Source organism: Microbacterium marmarense (assembly GCF_037204165.1).
Classification (GTDB): Bacteria; Actinomycetota; Actinomycetes; order Actinomycetales; family Microbacteriaceae; genus Microbacterium; species Microbacterium marmarense.
Window position 1 is genome coordinate 224,242 of record NZ_JBBDGL010000003.1, and the last position, 25,642, is coordinate 249,883.

A 25,642-nucleotide genomic window follows, 5' to 3' on the forward strand; every position below is an offset into this window, starting at 1 on the left:
GACGCAGGCGCACCGCGCTCGCCGCGGTGCGCCTGCGAGGACTGCCGTCGTCAGCCGAGGACGACCACGAAGCCGAGGATCGCACTCGCGATCGTGAGCACTGTCAGAACCAGCGTCGGGACAACCTTCTCGTGGCGGCGTGCATGCGTGACCGTAGCCCCGATCATGAGAATCGTGAGCGCGGTGGCAGCGATCGGCGTAAGGATGGGCGCAATGCCGGTGAGAAGCGGCAGGATGAGTCCGACCGCGCCCAGCACTTCTGCGACGCCTATCAGACGAATTGCGGCCGGGCTGAAGCCGTCGACCCATTCCATGCCGCCGCTGGCACGCAGAGCGTCTTTTGAGCGCAGCGCCTTCATGGCGCCGGCCGCGAGAAATGCGAGGGCGAGTATGCCGTTCAGAATCCACAGTGCAATGATCAAGAAGTTCCCCTTGAGTAGGTCGGTTACGATAAGTAAGTAACCTCATCATCAGTCATTGATGACGGTGTTGCAAAAGGCACACGAGTGTAAGTGAGGAACACGTCATGACGTTGAACGACCCGATCGAGGTAACCCAGACGGCATATGAGAATTCCTGTGGGCGAGCGAGCGACCCGGAGGTGGGAGGTCGGGCCATCCGCGAGGTGCTCGACCGGGTGGGTGACAAATGGTCGCTGTTGCTGATCGCGACACTGCGCGGCGGACGGCTGCGCTTCAGCGAGCTGCAGCGGCACATCCCCGGGATCTCGCAGCGCATGTTGACCCGCACGCTGCGGCAGCTCGAGCGAGACGGGCTGATCAATCGCACCGTGCACGCAGAAGTTCCCCCGCGCGTCGAGTACGAACTCACTCAGCTCGGCGGCACGTTCATCGCCATTGCTGAAGCCGTCGGTCAGTGGGCCATTGAGAACCATGCCGCGGTTGAAGCCGCGCGCGCCGCCTACGACGAGCGCGGCTAGCGGCCTTTGGTCACGCGTGACGGTCGAGGAACGAATAGACCTCGTTGTCGTCTACGCCGGGAAACGTCCCGCGGGGCAGCGGCGAGAACATCTGCATATGTACGCGGGCACTTGGCCACGCCTTGCCCGCCCAGCGTTCGGTGACTTCGGCCGGGGGCCGACGGCAACAGGTCTCGTCGGGGCAGTGCGAGGTCGCGCGCTTCTGGGTTTCGCGTCCGCGAAACCAGCGAGCATCGTCGAACGGCACGCCGACGGTGATCGAGAACTCCCCGTCAGACGTAGAGCCGGTCTGCGTCGAACACCAGAACGTGCCGGCGGGGGTATCGGTGTATTGGTAGTGCTCGGTGGTGCGGTTCTGCTCGGCGAAGGCAGCCCGTGCTGAGAACCTCTTGCACGCGATCTGACCGTCGACCGCACCCGTCACATCGGTGGGCAGGGGCAGATCGTCGTTTTCGTAGACACGCGAGATGGCTCCCGAGCCATCCACCCGCAGAAAATGAAGACGGATGCCGAGGTGAACCGTCGCGAGGTTGGTGAGTCGCATAGCGGCTGCTTCGTGCGTCACGCCGAACGCGTCACGAAAGTCCTCGACGGCGAGGTTGCGGTCTTTCTTCGCCTGCGAGAGAAAAGCGACCGATGCTGTTTCAGGCATCAAACAACATGCGGCGTAGTAGTTGATCTCGAGGCGCTGCTGAAGAAAATCGGCGTAGTCGCTCGGCCTGGTGTGACCGAGCAGTCGGTGGGCCATCGCCTGCAGAGCCATTGAGCGAAGTCCGTGACCACCGGGGATGGATGCTGGTGGCAGGTAAATGCGACCGTTCTCCAAATCCGTGACGGAGCGCGCGGAGTGAGGAAGATCGCTCGCGTAGATGAGTTCGAAGCCGAGCTGCTGAGCCATGACGCTCACGGTGCGGTGGGTCAGTGCACCAGAGACATGACCGGCCGCCTTGAGCTGCTTTTCAGCGAGTTTCTCGATATCGGGCAGGTAATTGTCAACCGCACGCATCTTGTGGCGCAGGTCAGTATTTGCTCGACGTGCTTCTTCGGGGGTCGCAATCGCTTCGCTCTCGCGGCGCTGCAGCTCGCGATGCAAGCCGAGCACCGACTCGATGGTCTCGTCGCTCGTGCTCTTGGTGATCCTGACCGGCGGAATGCCGAGCTGACGAAAGACGGTGCTCGACTGTGCCCGCTCCAGTTCGATCTCAAGTGCTGCTCGGCGATTCGGAGGCTCGGTCGAAAGCAGCTCGGTGACGTCGACTCCGGTGGCACCGGCGATGGACTGCAGCAGCGAGAGCTTCGGCTCGCGCTTGCCGTTCTCAATGAGGCTCAGCTGGCTGCCTGCCACGCCCACAAGAGCCCCCAGCTCGTCGAGGGTGTACCCCCGCGACACGCGCTGATGCCGGATGCGATGGCCAAGAGTGGACAACTCGATTGCGCTAGGTGCCATTCCTTCAGAATAGCGAAAGAAATCAAGTTCTTGACGCCATATTTCTTAGAAATTCCCATTGATTCTGGCGCAATCTTGAGGAACAGAACCGATTTGCTACGCAGAGGAGCGCAATCATGGCAATCGCAGACATCGTCCCGCAGACCACCAGGCCGACCATCAAGACCGTGCCGACATTCGGTGAGATGCCCGCGGTGTATGGCGAGGGGATGGCAGATCTCGTCGCCTGGGTAGACAAGGTCGCGGCGTTGACCACGCCAGACCGAGTGCACTGGGTCGACGGATCGCGTGCCGAGAACGATGCCCTCTTGCGCGAGATGGTCGACGAGGGCAAGATCATCAAACTCAACCCGGAATGGCGACCAGGCTCGTACCTCGCGCGCTCTCACCCGAGCGACGTTGCTCGCACTGAGGCGCGTACTTTCATCGCCTCGCAACGCGAGACCGACGCTGGTCCGACGAACAACTGGGCTGAGCCCGACGAGATTCGCGCCACCATCAACCCGCTGTTTGAAGGATCGATGCGTGGCCGCACCATGTACGTCGTGCCGTTCTCGATGGGTGCGGTCGGGGGCCCGCTCTCGCACATTGGCGTTCAGATCACAGACAGCGCGTACGCCGTAGTCTCAATCGGCATCATGACCCGTGTCGGCACCGATGTGCTGCGTCAGATCGCAGACGGCGCGCCCTGGGTCAAGACGGTTCACTCGGTGGGTGCTCCGCTGGCGCCGGGCGAACAAGATGTCGCATGGCCCTGCAATGACGAGAAGTACATCGTGCACTTTCCCGACACGCTCGAGGTGTGGTCGTTTGGCTCTGGCTACGGCGGAAACGCCATTCTTGCCAAGAAGTGCTTCGCATTGCGCATCGCCTCGGTGATCGGCCGCAACGAGGGCTGGCTGGCCGAGCACATGCTGCTGATCCGCGTCATCTCGCCCGAAGGCAAGGCGTACCACGTGGCCGCTGCCTTCCCCTCGGCGTGTGGCAAGACCAATCTCGCGATGCTTCGCCCCACGATTCCCGGCTGGCGTGTAGAAACCATCGGTGATGACATCGCGTGGCTGCGCCCGGGCGACGACGGACGTCTGTGGGCGATCAACCCGGAGGCTGGGTTCTTCGGCGTTGCTCCCGGAACTGGGGAGTCAACCAACGTCGCTGCGGTCGAGACGCTCTGGGGCAACACCATCTTCACCAACGTTGCCTTGCGTCCTGACGGTGATGTCTGGTGGGAAGGTCTGACAGATACCCCGCCGGCCAAGCTCACCGACTGGGAAGGCAAGCCGTGGACGCCAGATTCGGGACGCCCTGCCGCGCACCCCAACTCACGCTTCACCGTTCGCGCATCACAGTGCCCGCAGATCGCCGCCGATTGGGACGCCCCTGAGGGCGTGCCGCTTGACGTGATCCTCTTCGGTGGGCGACGAGCGACCAACGTTCCGCTCGTCGTTGAGGCAACCGACTGGACGCACGGAGTCTTCATGGGCTCTAACATCTCTTCCGAGCGCACTGCCGCAGCCGAGGGCACCGTCGGCGAGCTTCGCCGCGACCCGTTCGCCATGCTCCCGTTCTGCGGCTACAACTTGGCCGACTACTTCGGGCACTGGCTGCGCATCGGTCAGAAGCTGCGCTTCGATCGCGCCCCGCGTATCTTCCAGGTCAACTGGTTCCGCAAGGGCGATGATGGACGCTTCCTGTGGCCGGGTTTCGGCGACAACGCCCGCGTGATCGACTGGATCATTCGCCGCGTGGAAGGCTCGGTCGGCGCGGTGGACAGCCCGGTCGGTCGACTGCCCAAGACTGACGAGCTGAACTTGGACGGTGTCGAAATCTCGGACGCCGACGTTGAGGCACTGTTCTCGATTGACCGCGACTCGTGGATGCGGGAGTCTGAGCTGACCGAAGATTTCTACCGCACCTTCGACGGACGAGTGCCGGCGCCGTTGTGGGCGGAGCTTTCGGCACTGCGCTACCGCCTGCAACGCGCCTAGCCGGGGCGCGCCCCGCCGGTCACACCAGCAGCTGGTGCTTGGCGAGATCTCGGTAGAGCGGGGTAGAGGCGATCAGCTCGGAGTGAGTGCCCTGCCCGATGACCTTGCCGCGATCAAGCACCACAATGAGGTCGCTGTCGACGACGGTTGACAGCCGATGCGCGATGACGATGAGCGTGCGCCCCGCAGCGACCGCATCGATGGCTTCGCGCATGCGCTGTTCGTTGAGCCCGTCAAGCGATGATGTCGATTCGTCGAGCAGCAGGATGGGCGGAGCCGCGAGCAGCGCGCGCGCGATCGCGAGTCGCTGACGCTCGCCGCCCGAAAGCTTGACGCCCGATTCGCCCACCGGGGCTTCGAGTCCAAGGGCGCTTCGATCGAGAACGTCTCCAAGATTGACGGCGCGCATCACCCGTTCACACTCGTCGTCAGACGCGTGGGGCGAGGCGAGGCGAAGATTCTCGCCCAGCGTGCCAGCGAGCGTGGGCGCATCTTGTTCGACATAGCCCAGCTGCGCGCGAAGAGCATCGCGCTCAAGGGTGCGCACATCTTCACCCGCCAGCAGAATCGCGCCTGAAGTGGGGTCGTAGAAGCGCTCGATGAGCGAGAGCGTTGTGCTTTTGCCAGCACCGGATGGGCCGACGAGTGCGACACGCGCGCCCCGCGGCACCGAGAACGAAACGCCCTGCAGCACACTCTCGGTTTCGTCTGTTCCGGAAGTCGCCGTTTCGTCGCCAACGGTGACCGCCGACGCCTCGACGTGCACGCTTTCGAGCAGTGCACGTGCTTCGGCTTCGGCCTTGCGCCGCGCTTCGACCACGGTTTCGGGGTAGGCGAAGTGCACGTCGCGAAATTCAATAGCCGCCATGCCGGCGCTAGTCGGGACAGCCTCTGAACGCACGATCGCGGCCAACTGCGCATCTTGCTGCGTCTCTGTGGGCAGGTCGAGAACCTCCTGGATGCGTCCGAGCGCGCCCAAAGCCTGATTCACCGAGGTGATCGCACCGAAGAATGTTGCGAGCGGCTGGATCAAGAAGAAGAGGAACATGACGAACGTCACGAGACTCGCGATAGTGATGGCGCCGGATGCCACTCGGAACCCGCCCACGCCGAGCACAGCGAGAAGTGAAAGTTGCAGAGCCACGCCAGCGATCGGCACGACGAAGGCCGAGGCTTTCGCCACTTTCACTCCGGCGTCGTAGGCATCGCTGGCCGTTTCGGTAATCGCGGCCTGCTCGCGAGCGGCTGCGCCAGCCGCACGTATCGTGCGAATTGAACCGACCGCTCGCTCGACACCCGAAGCTAGCTCACCGACCTTTGCCTGCTGCACTTCGGTCGCACGGCGAATACCGCCACTGATGAACGTCACGATGCCGACCGAGACGCCGATGACGACCACGATGAGCAGCAACAGCAGCGGGTCGATCACCGCCATGGCGATCAGCGCCCCGACGAATATCAGGCCGTTGCCGACGGCGTCGGCAAGGCCCTGCGTCAGCACGGCGTAAAGGAGCGTGGTGTCGGTTCCGACGCGCGACACCAGATCGCCGGTTCGGCGCGAGTCGAACTCACTGATCGGCAGGTGAAGAATCCGCGAGATGAGGCGACGTCGACTTGAGAGCACGACGGCGGTTCCGGTGCGCTGAAGCAGATAGTGCTGATAGCCCGAGATCAGCGATGCCACGACGACGAGTGCCGCAATGATCCAGGCGAGCGAGCCGAGCGGGTCGCCAGCCTGCACCAGAGAGATGACCTGCCCAACCAGGAGCGGCTGCGCGAGCGTCGCGATGGCCCCGAGCACGCTGAGGATCGCAACCACGATCAGAACACCGCGGTGTTCGAACAGAAACGGCAGCAGCTGTCTGAAGCTGGCGCGAGGCCCTTCTTGCTTGCGGCGTCGACCACGCGGCGGGCGGGCAGTCGTGGCGGGGGTAGCGGGGGAAGACACGGCGAAACCTACTTTGTGAGACGGGGCTATATAGAACCGTACTTCTACTGTGCGGCTTGTTTGCTATCCGTGTCGTGCGCGACCGCGCCGGGCTCCGTGATCTGCATCTGTGGCAGTCGAGCGACAGCGAGCCAGCAGGGCAACACCACCATGCACAGAATCGGCAGTAGCGTGGCATCTCCGACGACGACGGCGGCGATGAACAGCGAAAGCCATCCGTCTCTCACCACCACGAGGCAGATCCCGAGCACACCAGCGCCGAGCGCTACCGTCAGCGAAATACTGGGGAAGATGGCGTAGGCGAGCACACCGACGGCCACTCCGATGAACACCGTGGGAAACACCCGTCCGCCGCGGAAGCCCGCTGCGCCTGCGATCAGAAGCGCGGCGAGTTTGATCACGACGATCATTGCAACCTGCCATGCTTCGACATCGTCGGCCGCTGCTGCCAGCTGTGCCATCTGATCCACGCCCTTGAAGAGGGTGACCTCGCCACCGAGCGCTCCGAGCGCACCCAGCAGCACCCCGGCGACCGTCAGCGGTATGACCGGGCCGCGCCACCGGTGAAACAGCCGGTGCACGTGTGGAAACAGCAACAGCAGGCACAAACCTGCGCCCATTGCGACGGCAGCCACCGCCAACGCGACACCGAGATCAGCGAACACCGCGGGGGTGTATTCGGGGAGGGTAAGCGACATCGTGTGGCCGCTGAAGACCATCATCACCAGTGAACCCGACGCCGCAGATACCAGCGGAAGGAACAGGCGATCCCACAACAGCGCTTTGGAGGCTGTGGCCGCCGCCACTGAGGTCGCCAGAAGCGCAGCGCCCAGGGGAGATCCGAAGAGTGCGCCGAAGGTGCCGGTAACCACCATGAGGATGATCAGCTTGGTGGGAACAGCCGGGATGACCTTCTTGCAGACCCAGACGGCAAGAGCAACATTCAAGGTGATGATCGGCGCCTCAGGGCCCAGACTCACACCCGTGGCAAGAGTGATGATGGCGGCCAGGGCAAGGCCCGGGAGAGTGATGAGCGGAACGGCGGGAGGAAAGAACGACTCGGTCGCGGGATCGGGGCCTGCGTGCCCCGGGGCGAACCGCACGATCAGACCGGTGGCGAAGCCAGCCAACGTCAGCACGACGAGAATCCACCACGGTGCGTATTGGTCGAATCCGATAAGAGCCGGAAGCCCGTCCCACAGCAGGTTCTCCAACGCCTCCGCGATGAGGTCAAGCACTATGAGCCCGAGGGCGCTGGCGATGCCGATGAGCAGCGCTGGCCCCGACAACATCAAGAGCCGACGCGTGGGCGACGGGTCTGCGGGTACTGCCTGAATATGGCTACGCCCGAACTCCGTGGTCGGCCCAGCGTGGTCTGGATCGTTCGCTGTCATGTGCAGCCTTCCCTCTGATCTGCTTGCCAAGCCTCATGGCAAGGATAGAAGAAGCTCTGCGATGCGGTGTTCGAGCGATCAGCGCCAGATCGTGGCGATCGCCGCATTGGCCGCGGTCAGAATGCCGATCGACCAGAAGATGCCAGGGGGTACCGAGCCGGACTTGCGCTGACGGCCGGAACCGATGCCCAGCAGTGCACCGATGACGATAAGAATGACGAGCTTGGTGCCGATCTTCGCGTAGTTGAGGTCGTAGTCGATTCCCCAGGGTGCGGCAAGCGCGAGGCCTGCCACAGCGGCGAGCGCCAAGCCCCAGCTCATCAGTCGGGTGATTCCCCGGTGGCCGTTGACCGCCTCTACGGCCCATGCTCCGAAGAGCACAGCGAAACCAATCAGGTGAACGAACAAGACGATGTGGCGCAGGGTCTCCATAATCGTCAACCTAGGCGCAAACGCGCGCTCGCGCTAGCAAGGCCGTCCTCACCTCAGCGAGTGGCTCGAAGCTCGCGCAGCAACACGGCGGTGCGCACCGCAGCATCCGCCGCTTCGAAGCCTTTGTCTTCCTTCGATCCTTCGAGACCCGCGCGGTCGATTCCCTGGGCTTCGTCGTCGAGTGTGAGCACACCGAAGCCGACCGGCTTGCCGGCGTCGAGGGCGACCCGGGTGAGGCCATCGGTTGCGGCGGACGATACGAATTCGAAGTGCGGAGTGCCACCGCGAATGATCACGCCGAGCGCGACGACGGCATCGGCGCCGGCGTCAAGCGCGGTCTTCGCGGCGACCGGAAGCTCGAATGAGCCGGGAACGCGAACCAGCCGCCACGTCGCCCCGTATTGCTTCAGGGCGCGCTCCGCGCCGGCGATCAGTCCGTCGGTGATCACGTCATGCCATGTGCCGGCGATGACCGCGACGTTCAGGCCCGTGGCGTCGACGTGACCGCTGGGCGTGGGTGCTCCGGTACCGCTCATCGTTGGGCTCCTTCGTGCATTTTCGCGACCGCATCTGCCAGGTCGTCGGAATTGATGATGTGCCCCATGCGGTCTCGCTTGGTGGCGATGTACTGGTGGTTGTTGGGGCCTACTCCGACGAGAAGCGGAACCTGCTCGACGATGTCGAGGCCGAAGCCTCGAAGCTGGGTCACTTTGTCGATGTTGTTGGTGAGCAGTCGGATGCTGTCAATCCCCAGGTCAGCAAGAATTCCTGCCGCAGCGGCATAGTCGCGGGCATCTGCCGGCAGCCCTAGCGCGAGGTTTGCGTCGACGGTATCGAGTCCGCGCTCTTGCAGGCTGTAGGCACGCAGCTTGTTGATCAGCCCGATGCCGCGGCCCTCATGCCCGCGCATATAGATGACGACGCCGCCCTGCGTGGCGATAGCGTCAAGCGCAGCATCCAGCTGTGGACCACATTCGCATTTGAGCGAGTCGAAGGCCTCGCCCGTGAGGCACTCGGAGTGCACGCGCACGAGAGGCGGCTCAGAGCCGATCTCACCAGCGACAACCGCGACGTGGTCGGTGCCGGTCACGCGATCTTTGTAAGCCAAGAAACGAAACTCCCCGTGCGCGGTCGGCACATTCGCCTCGGCGCGAAGGCTGACCCGGCGACGATGCGCTGGCTGGACGGCCGCATCCAGAGGCTCGATCTCGTTCAAATACGCGATCAGCTGCTCGATGGTGATCACGTGAACGCCATCGCGCTCTCCGAGATCCATCAGGCCGGGCAGTCGCATCATCGAGCCATCTTCGTCAACGACCTCGGCGATCGCACCGACCGGCTGAAGGCCGGCAAGGCGCATCAGCTCGACGGCGGCTTCGGTGTGTCCTCCGCGCTCGCGCACCCCACCATCGACCGCACGCAGTGGCAGCACGTGCCCGGGGCGGATCACGCTGGTCGGCCCGGAATCCGGGTTGGCAAGCACGTTGAGCGTGTGGGAGCGATCGGAAGCACTGATGCCGGTGGTGACGCCCTGCGCAGCATCCACACTCACGGTGTAGGCGGTGCCGCGGGCGTCTTCGTTCGCCTCAACCATGGGCGGCAGATTGAGCCGATCTGCCCAGTCCGCGGGCATCGGCGCGCAGATGAAGCCGCTCGACCAGCGAACGGTCCATGCAATCCACTGGGGAGTGGCGAGTTCGGCCGAGATGATGACGTCACCCTCGTTCTCCCGGTTCTCATCGTCAGCGACGATGACGGGTCGGCCGGCAGCGAGGGCTGCTAGCGCCTCGGGGATCGTGGCAAGGCTCATCGCGAGCCTCCTTCCGTGTTTGCGGCCGATGCCGCAGAAGAAAAAGCGAGTAGGCGCTGTACATGACGCGCCAGAATGTCTGTTTCGAGATTGACGCTTTCGCCCAGCTGGCGCGCGCCGAGCGTGGTGGCGACAAGCGTTTCGGGGATCAACGAGACCTCAAACCATTGGGCGCTATCGGCCGCGTCGCTCACCGCGCTGACGGTGAGCGAGACGCCATCGACAGCGATGGACCCCTTGTCGACGACTAAAGGGGCGAGTTGAGGAGCGAGCGAAATGCGAATGACCTGCCACTGCGCACCGGGGCGCACTTCGAGAACTTCGCCGGTGCCGTCGATGTGGCCTTGCACGATGTGTCCGCCCAGGCGTCCGTGTGCCGCGGTTGCTCGTTCGATGTTGACCGCGCGACCCGCGCAGACGCCCGCCAGGGTCGACATATCGAGGGTCTGTTGCATGACGTCGGCGGTGAACCAGTCCTCGCCCTGATCCACAACCGTGAGACACACTCCGCTTACCGAAATCGAGTCGCCGTGCTCGGCGTCTGAGATCGCTTTGGGCGCCTGCACGGTTACGCGTACGCCGTCGCCCGACGGTGCCACGGCAGTGACGCGACCGATCTCTTCAACTATTCCGGTGAACATCAGTTCTCGCTTTCGCCGGTGGGATGGGCGATGACCAGCAGATCATCACCGAGGTTCTCAATGGATGCGACGGCAAGTCGCCGTGCCTGCGAAATCGTGGCGACGCCGATGTCGTCGACTGCGAGGCGATCGCCGCCGAGCAGCACGGGGGCGACATAGGCGAGTACTTCGTCGGCGAGCCCTTCGCGCAGGAACGCGCTCGCGAGCGTCGGGCCGCCCTCTACGAACACACGGTGAACACCACGACGAGCGAGGGCGTCGAGCGCCTCAGCCGGGTTCGCATACTGCTCGAAGGAGTGCGGATGCCGACGCAGGGCCGCGGCGTCGGGAACGGCGCGCGAGCCGATCACCACCGGCAGTGGCTGGTGCCCGAACAGCTCACCGCTCTCGTCTCGTGCGGTCAGGGCGGGATCATCGGCCAGCACGGTACCGGTGCCCGCGACAATCGCATCCGTCTGGGAGCGGCGACGGTGCACATCGGCTCTCGCCGCGGGTCCTGTGATCCACTTGCTCGTACCGTCGGCGGCTGCGGCACGCCCGTCGAGGCTCTGCGCCCACTTGACGGTGACGTGTGGCCGGCCGAGTCGTTGCACGGTGAGCCAGGAATCGAGCAGCTGCGCAGCATCCTCTTCCAAAACGCGTGCGTCGACGTCGATGCCCGCGTCGCGAAGACGTTGCGCGCCGCCGGCCGAGTGTTCGCCCGGGTCTGCGACGGCATAGACCACGCGCGCGATGCCCGCGGCGATGAGGGCCTCAGAGCAGGGGCCGGTGTGGCCGGTGTGGTTGCAGGGCTCGAGAGTCACAACCGCGGTCGCTCCGCGAGCGGCATCCGCCGCGAGTTTCGACAGCGCATCGACCTCGGCGTGTGCGGTGCCGATGCCGCGATGCCAGCCGTCAGCGAGTATCTCGCCGCCGGGCGAGAGGATGACGGCGCCGACCTGCGGGTTTACTCCACGCGGGCCGTTGAGGGCGACAGCCAGCGCGCGGCGCATTGCGCCGCGCTCGATGTCGGTGACCGCCATCTCGTTCGTCCTTACCCTCGGTTCTCCGGGGTTGCAGACGCAACGGTGCAGGTCGCACCGCCATGCTTCCTCTCATCCGGACTAGCGACGAATTCTCGTCACATCACCGTCGGTTCTGGAATTTCACCAGATCAACCGCAGCGGCACCTAAGAGATGCTGGTGCTTTGGTTCGCGGACTGTCACCGCCGGTTCGGATTCTCACCGACCCCGGAGCATGCTAATGCTCACAAGTCTACCCAACGCCGCGCCAAAGGTTTCATTCCCGGTCAGTGGCTTGCGCTGGCCTGACGGCTCTCGAGCACCGTGAGCTAGCGCGGTGTGCCTCGCACGAGTGTGGCCGCCGTGGGTTCGTCGATGACGAGGTCTGTCACGGCGCCGGCGCGCAGTGCCGCCCGAAGTGGCACGACCTTGGCGTCGCCTGACACGACGCACACACGTCGATCGATCGCCTGCAGCTGCCGCGGCGTGGGGCCCGTCGCCCGCTTGTTGATCGCGATGTCTTCCCATGACCCGTCTTCACGCAAGAAGACGGTGCAGACGTCGCCGACGACCCCATCGGCAGCGAGCGCTGCCTGGTCGGTCGATTCGAGGTATCCCGAGATGTAGACGCGAGAGGGCACAGGGGCCGCGAGTGCCCCAACGCCGAAGACGGCAATATCTGCGCGGGCTTGAACGCTCAGTACATGCCGCACGCTCCGTTCGCGCCACATCAGATCGCGCGTCTCGGCCAGATCGAAGAAAGCCGGTACGGGAAAGTGTTGGGGACTCGCGTCGAAAGCTTGGGCGAACTGGGTGACGAGTTCTGATCCGTGCGCAAGCCCCGAGGTCGATGTGTTGGTCGCTCCGTTGAGCTGCACGACCGTCGCCTCGCGAAGCGGGGTGTGGGTGAGGTGGGCTGAGACGGCGGCCACCGTGGTTCCCCACGCGAGTCCAAGCGTCATGCCGTGGGTGAACCAGCTCTGCGTCAGCTGGGCGGCGTAGCGGGCGACATTGTCGAGACGGCTGTCTTCGGTGAGCGCCGTGCGAACCGGCACCACGTGCGCACGCACGCGAAACAGCGACGACACCTGGCTGGCGATGGCGCCACCTGCCCCCGGCGGGCGCACTTGCACTTGCACCACGCCGCGGTCGCGCGCGAGCTTGAGCAGCCTGCTCACCCCGGAGCGAGAGATGCCGAGGTGGCGGCCGATCGACTCCATTGTCTCGTCTTGCAGGTAGTACAAGGTCGCTGCCTCGTGCATCATTTCGTCACGATCGTCCACTCGAACTCCTCACCTGCTGCACGTTTGTGCACCACTATTGCGCATACGTGCCAACGCACGCAAAGTAGAGATCGGGCCGCTATTCAGGCCCCCCGCCACATCGGACGGGTCGAGCACAACGCGCAGGAGGAACTGTGACGAACGCGATCACCGACCAGACCAGAGCCGAGGCTCTCGCCGCTATGAGCGACGACGCGGGGCTTGACATCCTTGTGATTGGTGGCGGGGTTACCGGTGCGGGCGTCGCACTCGATGCCGCAACCCGAGGACTGCGAACGGGCATCATCGAGGCACAGGACTGGGCGAGCGGAACATCGAGCCGGTCGAGCAAACTCGTGCACGGCGGCTTGCGCTATCTGCAGATGCTCGATTTCTCGCTCGTACACGAAGCCCTGACTGAACGTGATCTGCTCATCAAAGAGATCGCGCCGCACCTCGTTGAACGTGTTCCGTTCCTGTATCCGGTGGTCAAACACTGGGAGCGGCCCATCGTGGGGGCGGGAATCGCGCTCTACGACGTGCTCGCGACAATCGGCAGCCGCAAGGGACGTGCCATGCCGTTTCACAAGCACCTGTCGAAGAAGGCGCTGCACCGCGCCTTTCCCGATCTGAGTGCCGACTCGGCTCTTGGCGCGATTCAGTATTGGGATGCTTCGGTCGACGACGCCCGCCTCGTGCTCACGCTCGTGCGCACCGCCGTCGATTACGGCGCACTGGCGGCGCCGCGCACGCAGCTGATCGAACTGACCAAGTCCGATGCTGGCCAGGTCAACGGCGCGGTCGTTCTGGACCTTGAGACCGGCACTGAGCACACCATCAAGGCCGCCCGCGTCATCAACGCCACCGGTGTGTGGACGGAAGACACCGAAGCGCTCGCCGGCACCGAGGGCGGGCTCAAGGTACTCGCATCCAAGGGCATTCACATCGTCGTGCCCCGCGAACGGATTCGCGGCAGCGTAGGACTCATTCTGCAGACTGAGAAGTCGGTGCTGTTCGTCATCCCCTGGTCGCGGTACTGGGTAATCGGCACAACCGACACACCATACGAGCGCGACCCCGTGCACCCCGTCGCGACGGCGTCCGACATCGACTACGTCATCGACCACGCGAACGCCGTATTGGCAGAACCCATTTCACGCGATGACGTGATCGGCACCTGGGCGGGTCTTCGTCCGCTGCTGCAGCCGGGCACCAAAGAGGGAACGTCGTCGGCGAAGGTGTCGAGAGAACATACCGTCGCCTCGCCCGCGCCCGGACTTGTCGTGATTGCCGGTGGCAAGCTCACGACTTATCGGGTGATGGCGAAAGATGCGGTTGACTTCGCGCTCGGCAACCGCGCCACGACGCTGCCATCGATCACAGATCGCATTCCCTTGCTCGGAGCCGTCGGGCTTGATGCGATGAGACGTCAGGCGCCTCGGCTCAAAGAGCGGTTCGGGTGGTCTTCGGTGATGATTCACCACCTGTTGCACCGGTATGGGTCGGGCATACGCGACCTGATCGACGCGATCGAGTTGAAGCCCGATCTGGCCGCTCCGCTCGAGCATGCGCCGGCATACCTGCGTGCCGAGATCCATTTCGCAGCGACCCACGAACAAGTGCTCCACCTGGAAGACGTGATGCTGCATCGCACCCGCCTCACGTACGAAGTGGCTGACGCCGGGCGAGCAGCCCTCGATGAGATCGCCGCAATCGTCGGAGAGGTCGCGGGGTGGGATGACGCGAAGATCGCCGCAGAGAAGGCGTCGTACATCGCCCGCTGTGAAGCAACAGATGCTGCCGCGCGCACCACCACCGACGCCGAAGCAGAAGCGGAACGACTCGCCGCGGGCGATATCGCCCCGCTCCAGCCACTCACGGTTCACGCACAGTCATAACCTGCCCGGTGCGGATCAACGCCTTCCCGGTGGGGGAGACGTTGATCCGCACCAAACCCTGGTGGCGCGCCAGTGTCACCATCACAATGAAGTGAAGAGAGGTCTTTTGTGAGCACCATATTCATGTCCGAGTTTGTGGGTACCGCACTACTCATCCTGCTCGGTGGCGGCGTCGTCGCCAACGTCGTGCTGAAGGGCACGAAGGGCTTCGGCGGCGGATGGCTGTTGATCAACTTCGGTTGGGGTCTCGGTGTGTTCGTCGGTGTGTATGCGGCGTTCAAATCCGGGGCGCATATCAATCCCGCTGTGACGGTGGGTCTCTGGGCCAGCGGCAACGACTTCTTCGCGGGCAATCCGGAGCTTGGACTCGCTGCGATTCCCGCCACACCGCTGAACGCGCTCATCTACATCGTGGCGCAGGTGCTTGGCGCGATGGCGGGTGCGGTGCTGGTCTATCTCGTCTACAAGCAGCACTTCGATGCCGAAGACGACGCCGGCGCAAAACTCGCAGTGTTCTCGACCGGCCCGGCCATCCGTTCGTACGGATGGAACCTCCTCACCGAGATCGTCGGCACTTTCGTGCTCGTGTTCACCGTCATCGCGTTCGGCAGTACGCCATCCGGACTCGGGCCTCTCGCCGTTGCGCTATTGGTGGTCGGCATCGGCGCGAGCCTCGGTGGCCCGACCGGCTATGCGATCAACCCAGCCCGCGATCTCGGACCGCGAATCATCCATGCCGTGTTGCCGATCAAGGGCAAAGGCACCTCAGACTGGGGCTATTCGTGGGTGCCGATCGTCGGCCCCCTCGTGGGAGGTGTGATCGGCGGCATCGCTGGCGCCGCTCTCGTCGCCTGATCTGTCGATCTGAACCAGCGACTCCTTCATCCCCACAGAACATTCCACCCGCACAATTACTCCACCCCACACAACGCAGTGAAAGGAAACATCGTGGCCGACTACGTACTCTCCATCGACCAGGGAACCACCAGTTCTCGCGCGATCATCTTCGACAAGACAGGAAACATCGTCGCTTCCGGGCAGAAGGAGCACGAGCAGATCTTTCCCAAAGCAGGCTGGGTCGAGCACGACCCGGCTGAGATCTGGACCAACGTTCGCGATGTGGTCGGCTCCGCGCTAGGAAAGGCGAGCCTGCAGTCGACCGATATTGCCGCGGTGGGCATCACCAACCAGCGTGAGACCGCGGTGGTTTGGGACAAGAACACCGGCAAGGCCGTCTACAACGCCATCGTCTGGCAAGACACTCGCACGCAGAAGATCTGTGATCGCCTCGGCGGCGATGAAGGCGCCGACAAGTACAAGGCGAAGGTCGGCCTGCCGCTCGCTACCTACTTCGCGGGCCCGAAGGTCACCTGGATCCTCGAGAACGTCGACGGCGCAAAAGAATCAGCCGAAGCCGGTGACCTGCTCATGGGAACGATCGACACGTGGGTGTTGTGGAACATGACCGGCGGCACGCAAGGCGGAGTGCACATCACCGATGTCACGAACGCGTCGCGCACCCTGCTGATGAACCTCGATACGCTCACCTGGAACGAGGATATCGCCGCTGACATGGGAATTCCGCTGTCGATGCTTCCCGAGATCCGGTCGTCGTCCGAGGTCTACGGCGAAGGCCGCCCCAAGGGGATGCTGCCCAAGGTGCCGATCGCGGGCATTCTCGGCGACCAGCAGGCTGCCACGTTCGGGCAGGCGTGTTTCGAAGTCGGCATGGCCAAGAACACGTACGGCACCGGCAATTTCATGTTGCTCAACACCGGCACCGAGATCGTACCGAGCGAGAACGGTCTGCTCACCACCGTGTGCTACAAGATCGGCGACCAGCCCGCAGTGTACGCACTAGAGGGATCAATCGCGGTGTCAGGTTCGCTCGTGCAGTGGCTGCGTGACAACCTCAAGGTGATCTCTGCGGCGCCCGAAATCGAGAAGCTCGCCGCGACGGTCGAAGACAACGGCGGGGCGTACTTCGTGCCGGCGTTCTCTGGTCTGTTCGCACCGCACTGGCGCAGCGACGCTCGCGGTGCCCTTGTGGGCCTCACCCGGTTCGTCAACATCGGCCACATCGCCCGCGCCTCGCTCGAGGCCACAGCGTTTCAATCGGCCGAAGTGCTTGAAGCGATGAACGCCGATTCGGGGGTGAACCTCACCGAGCTCAAGGTAGACGGCGGCATGGTAGCCAACGACGTGCTCATGCAGTTTCAGGCAGACCTTCTCGGCGTCGACGTCGTGCGCCCGAAGGTCGCCGAGACCACCGCGTTGGGCGCCGCCTACGCTGCGGGTATCGCTGTCGGTTTCTGGCAGGGTGAGCAGGATGTCATCGACAACTGGGTCGAAGACAAGCGCTGGACTCCGGCGATGGACGACGCGGAGCGAGGACGACTGCTGCGCAACTGGAAAAAGGCCGTCACCAAGACCTTGGACTGGGTCGACGACGATGTGGAGTAAACCGCCCCGTGCGGGGCGCTGCGCTACTTGAGCAGTCGCGAGAGTCTGCGGTCAGCGAGCACTTTGCCGCCGGTCTGGCAGGTCGCGCAGTATTCGAGTGAGTTGTCGGCGAAGAAAACACTGCGAACGGTGTCACCGCACTCGGGGCAGCTTTCGCCGCGGCGCCCGTGCACGCGCATTCCGCGCCGCTTGGCATCTTTGAGCGCGGCGGGAGGCTTGGTGGATGCTGCCGCGACGGCCTCGGCGAGGGTGGCGGTGAGCGCGGCGAACAGATTGTCGATCTCGTCATCGCCGAGATTGGTGGCAAGCGCATACGGTGACATCTTCGCTACGTGCAGAATCTCGTCGGAATAGGCGTTGCCGATCCCCGCGATGATCGACTGGTCGCGCAGCACGCCTTTGATCTGGGTGCGGCGGCCCGCCACGATCTGTGCGAGCGTGGCGCGGGTGAAACGGGCATCGAGCGGATCGGGACCCAACCGCTCGATGCCCGCCACATCGACAGAGCTGCGAGCGACGTAGAACGCCAGAGATTTCTTAGTGCCAGCTTCGGTGAGGTCGAAACCTGAGCCGTCAGAAAGCGCGATGCGCAGCGCGATCGGCGTCTTGCCAGGACGAATGATGGTTTGGGGGATCGTGTCGTACCAGCGCAGCCAGCCCGCCTTGGCGAGGTGGAAGATGAGGTGCGGGGCTGCATCCTGAGTCTGCGTGTGCACGTCAATGAACTTGCCGTGCCGCTCAACGCCCGTAATCGTGGCACCGATGAGAGTTTCGATTGGTGGATCGAAGGTCTTGAGCGCAGCGATGTTCGCCACCGCCACCCTCGTCACGCTCACGCCGACAATGCGGCTCTGCAGAAAGGCAACGAGCCCCTGAACTTCCGGCATCTCCGGCATGTGCCCATTTTGGCACGCTGGCGGATCGTACGGGCAGCTAGTCCTCGAGAACAGGCCACGCCTTCGGGGTGCGGTCATCGCTCGACAACAAGCCTGCAACCCAGCCGTCGTCTCGGCCCCGAGGGCTGGCCAGGGCTTGGCGCAGCATCCCCTCGAACTGAAAACCCAGTCCTCGTGCCGTCTTGGCCGAAGCGATGTTGCCCACCACCGCGCGCCACTCGATGCGCTTGAGGCTGACAGCATCAGAGAAGCCGAAGTCAATGACCGCGCGCGCCGCTTCGGTGAGAATGCCTTTGCCGCGCGACGACGGTGACATCCAGAAGCCGATCTCGCCAGATCCCGCTCGCACCATGCGGTACATGCCGATCACTCCCGCGAGCATGCCTTCATGGTGAATAGCCCAGGTGTACTCGCTGTCGGCGAGCCACCACTCAGCGGTCTTGGCGACGAAGTCTTCGGCGTCGGAGCGAGCGTATGGGCTGGGCACGGTCGTCCAGCGTGGAATCTCGGGGTCTTGACAGGCTTGGTAGATCGCCTCGATATCGGCTTCGGTCGGCGCGGCGAGTGTGAGGCGCGGGGTGCGCAGCACGACGGGTTCCATTCGGATACTTTACGTGAGCGGTGGCGTGACGCCGCTACTTGCGGCGGAGCAGGCCGACTTTGTCGTAGACGTCGCCGAGAGTCTTGTTCGCGACGGTCTCGGCTTTGGTCGCGTTGTGCGCCAGCACGCGGTCGAGTTCTGCGGGATCGTCAAGCAGTTCGAGGGCTCGTTCGCGCACGGGGCCGAACTCGTTCACCACGACCTCGGCGAGACCCTTCTTGAAGTCGCCATAGCCGCGACCGGCATATTCGTCTTCGATCGCGGGGATCTGGCGACCCGAAAGCGCCGCATAGATGACGAGCAGGTTCGACACGCCGGGCTTGTTCTCTCGGTCGTATCGAACCGAACCCTCGCTGTCGGTGACAGCGCGCATGACCTTCTTCGCGCTCTTCGCCGGGTCGTCAAGCAGCCAGAGCACACCCGCGTCGGACTCGGCAGACTTCGACATCTTGGCCGTGGGGTTCTGCAGATCATAGATGCGGGCGGTGTCTTGCTGGATCACGGGAGTCGGCACGCGAAATGTCTGGCCGTAGCGGCTGTTGAAACGCTCTGCGATATCGCGCGTGAGCTCGACGTGCTGCTTCTGGTCGTCACCGACCGGCACGAGGTCAGTCTGGTAAAGCAGAATGTCGGCAGCCATCAGCACCGGGTAGGTGAACAGGCCCACCGAGGTGACATCGCTGCCGTAGCGTGTCGACTTGTCTTTGAACTGGGTCATGCGGCCGGCTTCGCCGAAACCGGTCACGGTCGAAAGCACCCACGCGAGCTCTGCGTGGGCCGAAACGTGCGACTGCACGTAGAGGGTCGACTTCGAGGGCTCGATGCCAGCGGCGATGTACTGCGCGGCCGTGCGGCGCGTCTTCTCGCGCAGCTCGGCCGGATCGTTGGGGGTGGTGAGGGCGTGCAGATCGACAACCGAGAAGAACGCGTCGTAGGACTGCTGCATATCGCGCCACTGCATGAGCGCGCCGATGTAGTTGCCGACCTGCAAAGAGTCGGCAGAGGGCTGCATTCCGGAATAGAGGCGCGGTTTGTTCACCCGTCAATCCTACGGGCGATGGATGCTGCGCCCGCACGAGCGAAGCGAGCGCGGGGATCGTAGCGTGGGCTGTCAGCCAGCGGTGGACCCGAGTGCGTAGTCGACGATCACTGGTGAGTGGTCGCTCCAGCGGGTGTCCCAGGAGTCGGCCCGTACGACGGTGTAGTTGGAGGCACGTTCCGCGAGCGGCGCGGTCGCAAAGTGGTAGTCGATGCGCCAGCCCGTGTCGTTGTCGAAGGCACGCCCGCGCATCGACCAGAACGTGTACGGGCCATCAACCTCGCCGTGGTGGCGTCTCCCGATGTCAACCCACCCCATGCCGACTCCCTCAGTGCCGTCGGCGCAGGTGACAGGGGTACCCAACTCGCCCAGCATTCGATCGAGGTAGGCGCGCTCACGCGGAAGGAAGCCGGCCTTCTTACTGTTGGCCTTCCAGTTTCGAATGTCGAGTTCGCGATGGCCGACGTTGATGTCACCAGTGACGACGGTCAGCGGCGTTTCGGCTGCAATCTGCGGCATCCGTTCTTGCATCGCGTCAAGAAAGCCCCACTTCGCATCTTGCTTTGCGGTGCCGACCTCGCCACTGTGCACGTAGGCGCTGATGACGGTGAGCGTCTCTCCGTCAATGTCGAACGAAGCCTCAACCCAGCGGCCAGTGGCGTCGACGGGTTCGGGAGCCAGTACCTTTCGCACGCTGGCAGCTGGCAGACGTGACGCGATGGCGACGCCGGCGCGACCTTTGGCGAGCGCTTCGTCATTGACGATCTCCCAGCCCGGGAGCGCCAGGCGCAGCTCAGCTTCTGGGGCGCGAACTTCTTGCAGCGTGAGGATGTCGACGTCGGCGTTCTCGAGCCAATCGAGCATGCCCTTTCGGGCGGCGGCGCGAACGCCATTGACGTTGACTGATGCAATACGAACTCGACGAGACACGCCCGCTAGCCTAACCGGCGGCATCGACACCCGACGGCGGCGCCTATTCGAACAGTGTTCCGGGCTTGCCCGCGACGGGCGGAGCTGAGGCCTCGACTTCGGAGAGCTCCCGTCGTGCCGCTCGGATGGCACGTTCGGCCGAGGGTTTGCGATACCAGGGCGCGGCGTCGAGTGCGCTCACCGCCGTGCGCACGCGTACGTGGGCGGCAACGAGCAGTGCTTCGTGCTCAGCGCGCGCCCGGTCTTCAGCGGTCTGCGGCACGAGAGCGACGTTTCGGTCTGCGGTGGCCACCGCGACCCACGCGGCCGCCACCAGAATCACGATGCCGTTCAGTCGGAACCACAGCAGCAGACCGATGAAAATAGCGAAGGTCGCGAGCAGCGGATTCGACGGTGTGTAGCCGAGCAGCAGGCCGGCGCCTAGAAGCAGCACCGTGAGTGCAGCGCCGCCGATGAGGGCGCCGGGCCATGCTCTGCGCCAGCGCAGTGTCGTGCCGGTGAGGTATTTGAACATGGCCGCGAGAGCGGCCGAGTTGATGGCAAAAGAGACCAAAGCAGCTGCGACGCGCGCAATGCCGTTGTACAGCGGAGAGTTCGTGCTCCAGTCAGCCATGGAGAAGACCAGACCCAAGCCCCACGTGGCTGCCTGGCTTGCGACCGCTCCAGCGACGAGCGCGGCACCGAATACGACGGCGCCGAGAAGGTCACGGGCTTTCAGCGCGAAGTAGTTTCGACGATCGGGATCGAGTCCGAAGATGTCCCGAACCGCGCGTCGCGAAAAAGTGACCCAGCCGATCGCGGTCCAGATGACGGTACCCAGCGCGATCAAGCCGGTGACGCCGAGTACGCCGGCCGTCTGGGCGGCGATTTCTTGTACCTGATCGGGGGTCACAATGCCGCCGGTGGGTGCGATCAGCCCTGGAATGTAGCCGTTGATCAAGTCGATCATGGCTTGGACTGACTCTGGGCTGCCACCGAGCCAGATTCCCGCGATAGCGAAGGCCACGTAAATCGCCGCAAAGATCGCGAACAGGGCTTGGTAACTCACACCGGCGGCGAGAAGAAAGCCATTCCGCTGCAGAAAGTGGCGCCACACGCGCACCGGAAACCACGCGAGAGTTTGCTGCGTCAGCCTCGTTGCTCGCGAGATCGGCTCGTCAAACCTCACCCGCAGCGATGCTTGAGTTGCCTCCCACCGCGCGCGCAGCGTCTCTTCTTCGCGCGCCGCCGCTTCGGCAATCGACCGTTTGGCGTTATGGTCGTCGGCAGCCACTTTTTTGCTCACAACGTCAGAGTACCGAGCGATTCGCATCGGCGAGACGCAAACGCCCCGCAACCTGCGTCGACAGGACCTCAGGCCTTGCCGCGGAGCACAGCCTGCTTTACCTCGGCGATAGCCTTGGTCACTTCAATGCCGCGCGGGCATGCCTCGGTGCAGTTGAAGGTGGTGCGGCAGCGCCACACGCCCTCTTTGTCATTGAGGATGTCGAGTCGCACATCGCCCGCATCGTCGCGCGAGTCGAAGATGAAGCGGTGGGCGTTGACGATAGCGGCGGGGCCGAAGTACTGCCCGTCGGTCCAGAACACCGGGCACGATGAGGTGCACGCGGCGCAGAGGATGCACTTGGTGGTGTCGTCGAAGATCTCGCGATCCGCGATCGTCTGCACCCGCTCCTTGCCCTTTTCGGGCGTCGAGTTGGCGATGAGGAACGGCTGCACCTCGCGGAATGACGCGAAAAACGGCTCCATATCGACAACGAGGTCCTTCTCCAACGGCAAGCCCTTGATGGCCTCCACGTAGATGGGCTTCGAGATGTCGAGGTCTTTGATGAGCGTCTTGCACGCGAGACGGTTGCGACCGTTGATGCGCATCGCGTCAGAGCCGCAGATGCCGTGCGCGCACGAGCGACGGAACGTGAGCGAGCCGTCGACTTCCCACTTGATCTTGTGCAGCGCATCGAGAACGCGGTCTGTGGCGTAAAGCTCGACGTCGTAGTCAACCCAGCGCGGCTCTTCGTCCACCTCGGGGTCGAAGCGACGGATGATGAAGGTGATCAGAAACGACTGGATGCCGGTGTCTGCCGGAGTCTCAGACTCTTGCGCCGAAGTTTCGGGCGCATCGACTGCCGCGAACGACGTCATCAGTACTTCCTCTCCATCGGCTGGTAGCGGGTAACCACGACGGGTTTCCAATCCAAGCGAATATGGTCTTCGGGGTGCGATGACTGCGCATCGCCCGACAGGTACGCCATCGTGTGCTGCATGTAGTTCTCGTCGTCGCGCTTGGGGTAGTCGTCGCGCATATGTCCGCCGCGGCTCTCTTTGCGGTTGCGGGCGGTCACGCAGACGACCTCGGCGATGTCGAGCAGGAAGCCAAGTTCGACAGCTTCGAGCAGGTCGGTGTTGAAGCGCTTGCCCTTGTCATCGACGTGGATGTTCTTGAAGCGCTCGCGCAGTTCTTGAATCACCGTCATCACTTCGCCGAGTGACTCGTCGGTGCGGAACACCTGGGCCTTGCGGTCCATCTCGTCTTGCAGCGTCTTGCGAAGCACGGCGATGCGTTCGGTGCCTTGGTTGTTGCGCAAGCCCTCGATGAGAGTGCGCACCTCTTTTGCCGGGTCTTCGGGCAGATCGACGAACTCAGCCGTCTGAACGTATTCCACGGCGTTCTTGCCCGCGCGCTTGCCGAACACGTTGATGTCGAGCAACGAGTTAGTGCCGAGACGGTTGGAGCCGTGCACCGAGACGCACGCGCACTCACCGGCGGCGTACAGCCCCGGAACGATGGTGGTGTTGTTGCTCAGCACCTGGGCGTCGTTGTTCGTCGGGATGCCACCCATCGCGTAGTGCGCGGTCGGCATGACGGGCACGGGCTCGACGACAGGGTCGACGCCGAGATAGGTGCGCGCAAACTCGGTGATGTCGGGGAGCTTGGTTTCGAGCACCTCGGCACCGAGGTGGGTGCAGTCGAGAAAGACGTAGTCCTTGTGTGGGCCACCGCCGCGGCCTTCGGCGACCTCTTGCACCATGCAGCGGCTGACGATGTCGCGCGGTGCGAGGTCTTTGATGGTGGGGGCGTAGCGCTCCATGAAGCGCTCGCCTGAGGCGTTGCGCAGAATGGCACCTTCACCTCGGGCACCCTCGGTCAACAAGATGCCGAGTCCGGCGAGCCCGGTCGGGTGGAACTGGAAGAACTCCATGTCTTCGAGCGGCAAGCCCTTGCGCCACAGAATGCCGACGCCGTCGCCGGTGAGGGTGTGAGCGTTCGAGGTGGTCTTGAAGATCTTGCCGAAACCGCCGGTGGCGAAGATGATCGCCTTGGACTGGAAGACGTGCAATTCTCCGGTGGCGAGCTCATAGGCGACGACTCCCGCGACCTCTTTCGAGCCGTCTGCTTTATCCACGGTGAGCACATCGAGCACGTAGAACTCGTTGAAGAAGTTGATGCCGAGCTTGACGCAGTTCTGGAACAGCGTCTGCAGAATCATGTGGCCGGTGCGGTCAGCCGCGTAGCACGCGCGACGAACCGGCGTCTTGCCATGATCTGCGGTGTGACCGCCGAAGCGGCGCTGGTCGATCTTCCCCTCGGGCGTGCGGTTGAACGGCAGGCCCATGTTCTCGAGGTCGATGACCGCATCGATCGCCTCTTTCGCGAGGATCTCGGCAGCGTCCTGGTCGACGAGGTAGTCGCCACCCTTGACGGTGTCGAACGTGTGCCACTCCCATGAGTCTTCTTCAACGTTGGCGAGCGCCGCGGCCATGCCGCCCTGCGCCGCGCCCGTGTGCGAGCGGGTGGGGTACAGCTTGCTGATGACAGCGGTCTTCGCGCCGGGGCCAGCCTCGATAGCCGCGCGCATGCCAGCTCCGCCAGCACCCACGATCACAATGTCGAACTGGTGATAATGGACGCCGTCTTTGACGTAGCTGTCGATCGTTTCGGTAGTCACTCTTGGCGCTCTCGGTTTCTTGATTTCTCGTCGGGGGAGCGGGCGCCTACGCGCACTGCTCCAGCAGCCAGTCGGCGCTCGTGTCGCTGAGGCCGAGGCACGGGTCGAAGGTGAACACGACCAGCGTGCCGAGCACGATGAGGAATCCGGCGGAAAGCCAGAGGGCCCAAATCAGCACGCGGCGCGTGGTCTCGGTGGCGACGTAGTCGTTGACGATCGTGCGCATGCCGTTGGCGCCATGAATGAGCGCCAACCAGAGCATGAGAACGTCCCACCACTGCCAGAACGGTGAGGCGAGCTTTCCCGCCACAAACGCGAAGTCGATGCCGTGGATGCCTTCGCCGAGCATCAGGTTGACGAAAAGGTGGCCGAAGATCAGCACGACCAGCACGACGCCCGAGACGCGCATGTAGATCCAGCCCGCTTTCTCGAGGTTCGGGCCCTTGCGGCGAACGGCGGCTTGCGGTGCGCGTGGGTCAGCGATTGCTGTACTCATCAGTGGCCCCCCGCCATCTCAGAGAACACGTTGATCAGGTGGCGCGGTGTGAAACCAGCCATCGTCACGACCCAGAGGCCGAGAACACCCCACCAGAGCTGGCGCTGGTGGCGGGTTGCCCAGGTCCATGAGTCAACCGCGATGATGCGCAATCCGTTGTACGCGTGGTAGGCGATGGCGCCAACGAGGGCGACCTCGCCGACGCCCATCAGCGGGTTCTTGTACGTGCCGATGACCGCGTTGTAGGCCTCAGGCGAGACACGAATCAGCGCGGTGTCCAACACGTGGACAAGCAAGAAGAAGAAGATAGCGATGCCGGTGATGCGGTGAAGCACCCATGACCACATTCCTTCGTTCCCGCGATACAGCGTGCCGCGGGGCGCCTTGGAAGTGGTTTCGGATACCGACGGTATGACGCGTGCTGGTGCAGACACGGTCGTCCTCCCTGGATCGAAACATGGTGGGGGCGAAGTTCGATGCCCCGAAGGGTGGTTCCAATTGAAACCTG

Annotated in this window: 24 protein-coding genes and 1 riboswitch; of the genes, 5 read left to right on the plus strand and 19 right to left on the minus strand. The window is 63.8% G+C overall.

All coding sequences use genetic code 11. The features are described from left to right. Positions 1–50: 50 nt before the first annotated feature. Positions 51–422, minus strand: a complete 372-nt coding sequence (locus WDU96_RS11320) for a DoxX family protein (RefSeq protein ID WP_337338621.1) — start codon at positions 420–422, stop codon at positions 51–53. Positions 423–526: 104 nt separating this feature from the next. Between WDU96_RS11320 and WDU96_RS11325 the strand changes: the two genes are divergently transcribed. After that, the gene (locus tag WDU96_RS11325; RefSeq protein ID WP_337338622.1) at positions 527–940 is read left to right on the plus strand and encodes a winged helix-turn-helix transcriptional regulator; all 414 of its coding nucleotides are present in this window, start codon (positions 527–529) and stop codon (positions 938–940) included. Between the two features lie 10 nt (positions 941–950). On the opposite strand, the gene WDU96_RS11330 is transcribed toward WDU96_RS11325, so the two are convergent. Then, on the minus strand, positions 951–2,387 hold the full coding sequence (locus WDU96_RS11330; protein ID WP_337338623.1) for a helix-turn-helix domain-containing protein: 1,437 nt from the start codon (positions 2,385–2,387) through the stop codon (positions 951–953). Positions 2,388–2,503: 116 nt separating this feature from the next. On the opposite strand from WDU96_RS11330, the gene WDU96_RS11335 reads away from it, so the two are divergent. Then, positions 2,504–4,375, plus strand: a complete 1,872-nt coding sequence (locus tag WDU96_RS11335) for a phosphoenolpyruvate carboxykinase (GTP) (RefSeq protein ID WP_337338624.1) — start codon at positions 2,504–2,506, stop codon at positions 4,373–4,375. A gap of 19 nt (positions 4,376–4,394) precedes the next feature. Here WDU96_RS11335 and WDU96_RS11340 read toward each other — a convergent pair whose 3' ends face one another. The 8 genes from WDU96_RS11340 to WDU96_RS11375 form a co-directional block, all read right to left on the minus strand. Next, positions 4,395–6,323, minus strand: coding sequence for an ABC transporter ATP-binding protein (locus WDU96_RS11340; RefSeq protein ID WP_337338625.1), 1,929 nt, complete (start codon positions 6,321–6,323; stop codon positions 4,395–4,397). A 44-nt stretch (positions 6,324–6,367) separates the two neighbouring features. Beyond that, entirely contained in the window at positions 6,368–7,717 is a 1,350-nt protein-coding gene (locus WDU96_RS11345) for an ion channel protein (RefSeq protein ID WP_337338626.1), read from the minus strand. A 78-nt stretch (positions 7,718–7,795) separates the two neighbouring features. Further along, a complete protein-coding gene (locus WDU96_RS11350) occupies positions 7,796–8,149 on the minus strand; it encodes a Fe-S protein (protein ID WP_337338627.1) in 354 nt (117 codons plus the stop codon). Positions 8,150–8,202: 53 nt separating this feature from the next. After that, positions 8,203–8,685 carry a 6,7-dimethyl-8-ribityllumazine synthase gene (gene ribH, locus WDU96_RS11355; RefSeq protein WP_337338628.1) on the minus strand — a complete coding sequence of 161 codons (483 nt, stop codon included), beginning with the start codon at positions 8,683–8,685 and terminating at the stop codon, positions 8,203–8,205. Continuing rightward, the gene (gene ribA / locus WDU96_RS11360; protein ID WP_337338629.1) at positions 8,682–9,959 is read right to left on the minus strand and encodes a GTP cyclohydrolase II; all 1,278 of its coding nucleotides are present in this window, start codon (positions 9,957–9,959) and stop codon (positions 8,682–8,684) included. Before ribA ends, ribH begins: the two co-directional genes overlap by 4 nt. Beyond that, positions 9,956–10,600, minus strand: coding sequence for a riboflavin synthase (locus WDU96_RS11365; RefSeq protein WP_337338630.1), 645 nt, complete (start codon positions 10,598–10,600; stop codon positions 9,956–9,958). Before WDU96_RS11365 ends, ribA begins: the two co-directional genes overlap by 4 nt. Further along, positions 10,600–11,622, minus strand: coding sequence for a bifunctional diaminohydroxyphosphoribosylaminopyrimidine deaminase/5-amino-6-(5-phosphoribosylamino)uracil reductase RibD (gene ribD, locus WDU96_RS11370; protein WP_337338631.1), 1,023 nt, complete (start codon positions 11,620–11,622; stop codon positions 10,600–10,602). The genes WDU96_RS11365 and ribD overlap by 1 nt, the downstream gene beginning before the upstream one ends. A gap of 59 nt (positions 11,623–11,681) precedes the next feature. Then, positions 11,682–11,842: riboswitch (FMN riboswitch) on the minus strand. Positions 11,843–11,931: 89 nt separating this feature from the next. After that, complete coding sequence (locus WDU96_RS11375) at positions 11,932–12,885, minus strand: sugar-binding transcriptional regulator (RefSeq protein WP_337338632.1); 954 nt, start codon at positions 12,883–12,885, stop codon at positions 11,932–11,934. A 182-nt stretch (positions 12,886–13,067) separates the two neighbouring features. Here WDU96_RS11375 and WDU96_RS11380 point away from each other — a divergent pair, with 182 nt between their 5' ends. The 3 genes from WDU96_RS11380 (at position 13,068) to glpK (ending at position 17,225) form a co-directional block, all read left to right on the plus strand. Next, on the plus strand, positions 13,068–14,762 hold the full coding sequence (locus WDU96_RS11380; protein WP_337338684.1) for a glycerol-3-phosphate dehydrogenase/oxidase: 1,695 nt from the start codon (positions 13,068–13,070) through the stop codon (positions 14,760–14,762). A 123-nt stretch (positions 14,763–14,885) separates the two neighbouring features. Beyond that, the gene (locus WDU96_RS11385) at positions 14,886–15,617 is read left to right on the plus strand and encodes an MIP/aquaporin family protein (protein WP_337338685.1); all 732 of its coding nucleotides are present in this window, start codon (positions 14,886–14,888) and stop codon (positions 15,615–15,617) included. Between the two features lie 93 nt (positions 15,618–15,710). After that, on the plus strand, positions 15,711–17,225 hold the full coding sequence (glpK, locus tag WDU96_RS11390) for a glycerol kinase GlpK (RefSeq protein ID WP_337338633.1): 1,515 nt from the start codon (positions 15,711–15,713) through the stop codon (positions 17,223–17,225). 23 nt (positions 17,226–17,248) lie between these two features. Here glpK and WDU96_RS11395 read toward each other — a convergent pair whose 3' ends face one another. The 9 genes from WDU96_RS11395 to sdhC all read right to left on the minus strand — a co-directional run bounded on the left by WDU96_RS11395 (position 17,249) and on the right by sdhC (position 25,568). Then, positions 17,249–18,121 carry a DNA-formamidopyrimidine glycosylase family protein gene (locus tag WDU96_RS11395; RefSeq protein WP_337338634.1) on the minus strand — a complete coding sequence of 291 codons (873 nt, stop codon included), beginning with the start codon at positions 18,119–18,121 and terminating at the stop codon, positions 17,249–17,251. Positions 18,122–18,158: 37 nt separating this feature from the next. After that, on the minus strand, positions 18,159–18,722 hold the full coding sequence (locus WDU96_RS11400; protein WP_337338635.1) for a GNAT family N-acetyltransferase: 564 nt from the start codon (positions 18,720–18,722) through the stop codon (positions 18,159–18,161). A gap of 34 nt (positions 18,723–18,756) precedes the next feature. Continuing rightward, positions 18,757–19,761, minus strand: a complete 1,005-nt coding sequence (gene trpS / locus WDU96_RS11405; RefSeq protein WP_337338636.1) for a tryptophan--tRNA ligase — start codon at positions 19,759–19,761, stop codon at positions 18,757–18,759. A 72-nt stretch (positions 19,762–19,833) separates the two neighbouring features. Continuing rightward, positions 19,834–20,691, minus strand: coding sequence for an exodeoxyribonuclease III (locus tag WDU96_RS11410; protein ID WP_337338637.1), 858 nt, complete (start codon positions 20,689–20,691; stop codon positions 19,834–19,836). Between the two features lie 43 nt (positions 20,692–20,734). Further along, positions 20,735–21,976 carry a YihY/virulence factor BrkB family protein gene (locus tag WDU96_RS11415; protein WP_337338638.1) on the minus strand — a complete coding sequence of 414 codons (1,242 nt, stop codon included), beginning with the start codon at positions 21,974–21,976 and terminating at the stop codon, positions 20,735–20,737. A 68-nt stretch (positions 21,977–22,044) separates the two neighbouring features. Further along, positions 22,045–22,833, minus strand: coding sequence for a succinate dehydrogenase iron-sulfur subunit (locus WDU96_RS11420; RefSeq protein WP_337338639.1), 789 nt, complete (start codon positions 22,831–22,833; stop codon positions 22,045–22,047). Then, the gene (gene sdhA / locus WDU96_RS11425) at positions 22,833–24,638 is read right to left on the minus strand and encodes a succinate dehydrogenase flavoprotein subunit (protein ID WP_337338640.1); all 1,806 of its coding nucleotides are present in this window, start codon (positions 24,636–24,638) and stop codon (positions 22,833–22,835) included. The genes WDU96_RS11420 and sdhA overlap by 1 nt, the downstream gene beginning before the upstream one ends. 46 nt (positions 24,639–24,684) lie before the next feature. After that, positions 24,685–25,134, minus strand: a complete 450-nt coding sequence (locus WDU96_RS11430) for a succinate dehydrogenase hydrophobic membrane anchor subunit (protein ID WP_337338641.1) — start codon at positions 25,132–25,134, stop codon at positions 24,685–24,687. Continuing rightward, a complete protein-coding gene (gene sdhC / locus WDU96_RS11435; protein WP_337338642.1) occupies positions 25,134–25,568 on the minus strand; it encodes a succinate dehydrogenase, cytochrome b556 subunit in 435 nt (144 codons plus the stop codon). The genes WDU96_RS11430 and sdhC overlap by 1 nt, the downstream gene beginning before the upstream one ends. Positions 25,569–25,642: the final 74 nt, after the last annotated feature.

What these genes read in the sequence shown, in the direction of transcription:
- WDU96_RS11325 (WP_337338622.1), top strand. Translation starts at nt 527, where the DNA reads ATGACGTTGAACGACCCGATCGAGGTAACCCAGACGGCATATGAGAAT.
- WDU96_RS11330 (WP_337338623.1), bottom strand. Translation starts at nt 2,387, where the DNA reads ATGGCACCTAGCGCAATCGAGTTGTCCACTCTTGGCCATCGCATCCGG.
- WDU96_RS11335 (WP_337338624.1), top strand. Translation starts at nt 2,504, where the DNA reads ATGGCAATCGCAGACATCGTCCCGCAGACCACCAGGCCGACCATCAAG.
- WDU96_RS11345 (WP_337338626.1), bottom strand. Translation starts at nt 7,717, where the DNA reads ATGACAGCGAACGATCCAGACCACGCTGGGCCGACCACGGAGTTCGGG.
- WDU96_RS11350 (WP_337338627.1), bottom strand. Translation starts at nt 8,149, where the DNA reads ATGGAGACCCTGCGCCACATCGTCTTGTTCGTTCACCTGATTGGTTTC.
- ribH (WP_337338628.1), bottom strand. Translation starts at nt 8,685, where the DNA reads ATGAGCGGTACCGGAGCACCCACGCCCAGCGGTCACGTCGACGCCACG.
- ribA (WP_337338629.1), bottom strand. Translation starts at nt 9,959, where the DNA reads ATGAGCCTTGCCACGATCCCCGAGGCGCTAGCAGCCCTCGCTGCCGGC.
- WDU96_RS11365 (WP_337338630.1), bottom strand. Translation starts at nt 10,600, where the DNA reads ATGTTCACCGGAATAGTTGAAGAGATCGGTCGCGTCACTGCCGTGGCA.
- ribD (WP_337338631.1), bottom strand. Translation starts at nt 11,622, where the DNA reads ATGGCGGTCACCGACATCGAGCGCGGCGCAATGCGCCGCGCGCTGGCT.
- WDU96_RS11380 (WP_337338684.1), top strand. Translation starts at nt 13,068, where the DNA reads ATGAGCGACGACGCGGGGCTTGACATCCTTGTGATTGGTGGCGGGGTT.
- WDU96_RS11385 (WP_337338685.1), top strand. Translation starts at nt 14,886, where the DNA reads ATGTCCGAGTTTGTGGGTACCGCACTACTCATCCTGCTCGGTGGCGGC.
- WDU96_RS11395 (WP_337338634.1), bottom strand. Translation starts at nt 18,121, where the DNA reads ATGCCGGAGATGCCGGAAGTTCAGGGGCTCGTTGCCTTTCTGCAGAGC.
- WDU96_RS11400 (WP_337338635.1), bottom strand. Translation starts at nt 18,722, where the DNA reads ATGGAACCCGTCGTGCTGCGCACCCCGCGCCTCACACTCGCCGCGCCG.
- WDU96_RS11420 (WP_337338639.1), bottom strand. Translation starts at nt 22,833, where the DNA reads ATGACGTCGTTCGCGGCAGTCGATGCGCCCGAAACTTCGGCGCAAGAG.
- WDU96_RS11430 (WP_337338641.1), bottom strand. Translation starts at nt 25,134, where the DNA reads ATGAGTACAGCAATCGCTGACCCACGCGCACCGCAAGCCGCCGTTCGC.